We start from the raw sequence: 2357 nt of genomic DNA, 5'->3' as shown, positions 1-2357 counted from the left end.
TTATGTTAAATGACAGCAAGTCATCACAATACACCGCTAACGCTCTTATAATCGTTCTGATGAACATTGACAGCAAAGCTATCAATGCCTTAATCAAGTAACATAATATAGAGTTATGCGGAAATCCTAACGCCTAAAAGCTCGATTGCTTAGACTTAAACTATTTATAAATCTTTTTGTCCTTAAGTCGTCCCTGATCGACCAAATCATTAATTTTACTTGCGTTATTTCATCATCATTATTCGTATCTTGCTGTTGTAACAATTGCAAATAGCTTTCAAGCATTTTTATTAATTGATCAGTATTCATATGTATTCATGCAAAAATGAAAGACTACGCCTTGATGACTCTGCGCACTGCTCGAGCACATCAATTCCCCTGATTTCATTTTTTTGGTTACTCCCATTGAGAAGCACATGGGAGGATTAACGTAACCAAAGAAAAGAAATAACTATTGCCCACAGTGAAAGAGAAATAAAAAAAGTTTTATAAGAAAATTCTTCATTCTTTGCAGAATCAACTAAGCACTTAAAGCTATACAAAAGAAAGTTTTTCATATTTAATAATCACGCCAAGGACAGGTAAACTCATAATGATGTTCAAATTCTTCATTTAGAACAAGACGATGACAACTATAACAACACGTATATTTAGTCTCTATCTTAGCAACTATTTCTCTATAATTATGCTCAAAAGCAACTTGATAAATTTCATTTAATTCATCAAGCGTAAATTCAATAGTCATTGTTAAATGCCCTCTTTGTTTTCATACATTGTTTTAAGTTTTTCCTGATCAGTACCGACTGCACCAGTGACTGTATTCTGCTTCTGTTCACTAAAATAGTTAAAAGGTCTTTCTCCATTTTCTATGACACGCTTACAATCAGACTGTGAAACACCGTCCAAGATTGTACCTTGTTGCGTATACGCCACGTATTTACCGTTTAATTTCATACAACCACTAAATACAGGTTTTGTCTTGACCTGATAAGTCATCGCTTGTTTTTGAAAAGGTTTTTCAGGGTCATACGAAATAACAGTTTGTCCATGTTCTCCAGTAGAAACAGAAGTTTCACGTTTTGATATTTGATTAAACCAATTTACACACTCAGGCTTTTCAACATTCTCACCTTTTCGACATTCAATGCTCAGATCAGCAGAGTCTTGAACAGCTTGAGCCTGATTATTTGTAGAAGTCGGCACTGGTTGAACATACTGTTTATCAGGTTTTTTTGTTTCAACACCATTAGAAGAAATACCCTGTTTCGTTGCAGAACGAACAAATATAACACCTGCAATTAGTGCTAAAACTAAAGTTAAGACAACAGCGACAATACCTTTATTTAAATATGAGCGTTTATTGTGTTTCGCATCGGGTTGAATCGATTCATAAAATCCGAACAGGTGTTCTGGATAAACCCATCTATATTTCTCAAACGCAAACATTTTTTTCGTCTTTGTTATGTTTAACTCAGCTTCTTGAAATATGTATACGTTACTTATTTTTTGCCCTACTCTTTCTAAATGCACATGCTGATTTACGAGACCTATAACATCAGCATTTAAAAATCTCGCTCGTTGAGTAATCAGCCACATTTCAATGCCACGTTTACGAATTGTAGTCAAATCAAGGATTTGTTTATCCCTTTTTGAGTTATGTCTACTGAATAAATCACGATATTGAACTTCATCATAGACAACAAGACTGTTATTAGGAATTGTTCTCCAATCATCGGGTGCTTTTTCAATTCCTGTATTTTTAATCCCTGTAATATCTGTAAATATTTTTCGTGTTGGATCTTTCTCTTGTTCCTTAAACAGTTGCTCAAGTGTCCAAAGTGTTTTTCCTGTACCAATACCACCAGTGATTAATCTAACCGTTGACATTTAACCACCCTTTTTAATAAGAGTGACTTTTGCACTATTGAGCGTCAGTCTAAATACGACAGCACCAATAATTGATGACAAAGCGATATGAACGCCAGACATTGCAAGCAAACCAAGAACATCACTTGAAAGCGTTCCAAACTGTGAAACAAGATGATCAATATATGTATTGATCGCAACAAGAAGCCCCGCCCCTGTTGCTAATCCCAAACCCGCTCCCATAAGTACAGAACGAACAAAACCTTTTAAAAGCCAGTCACCAAAGACAAAGAGTAATCTAATCATCATTACCACCCATAATGACACCTGACGCAATCAAGAAAGACATTAATGCACCGATCGCAAGTACAAACGGGCGTATATCTGATGCAAGTTTGCACCACGATGTTAAATCGTAATCAATTGAAGCCGTTGTATTTTCTAATGATATGTTTTGAGTGCCAGGTGAGAACGGACAATACTCACCCCAT

At 35.4% G+C, this 2357-nt stretch carries 4 protein-coding genes; all 4 read right to left on the bottom strand.

Translation table 11 applies throughout. The features are described from left to right. Window positions 1-559: 559 nt before the first annotated feature. On the bottom strand, window positions 560-745 hold the full coding sequence (locus I2F23_RS13760; protein ID WP_213014738.1) for a hypothetical protein: 186 nt from the start codon (window positions 743-745) through the stop codon (window positions 560-562). A 2-nt stretch (window positions 746-747) separates the two neighbouring features. Further along, the gene (locus I2F23_RS13755; protein WP_195773127.1) at window positions 748-1887 is read right to left on the bottom strand and encodes a zonular occludens toxin domain-containing protein; all 1140 of its coding nucleotides are present in this window, start codon (window positions 1885-1887) and stop codon (window positions 748-750) included. After that, the gene (locus tag I2F23_RS13750) at window positions 1888-2172 is read right to left on the bottom strand and encodes a DUF2523 domain-containing protein (RefSeq protein WP_195773126.1); all 285 of its coding nucleotides are present in this window, start codon (window positions 2170-2172) and stop codon (window positions 1888-1890) included. Beyond that, window positions 2165-2357: virulence factor TspB C-terminal domain-related protein (locus I2F23_RS13745; RefSeq protein ID WP_266096425.1), on the bottom strand; the 193-nt coding region annotated here is incomplete at its 5' end. The genes I2F23_RS13750 and I2F23_RS13745, both read right to left, overlap by 8 nt.

This window comes from Acinetobacter pollinis (assembly GCF_015627175.1).
Lineage (GTDB): Bacteria > Pseudomonadota > Gammaproteobacteria > Pseudomonadales > Moraxellaceae > Acinetobacter > Acinetobacter pollinis.
This window is presented reverse-complemented; position numbering and strand designations above follow the sequence as displayed.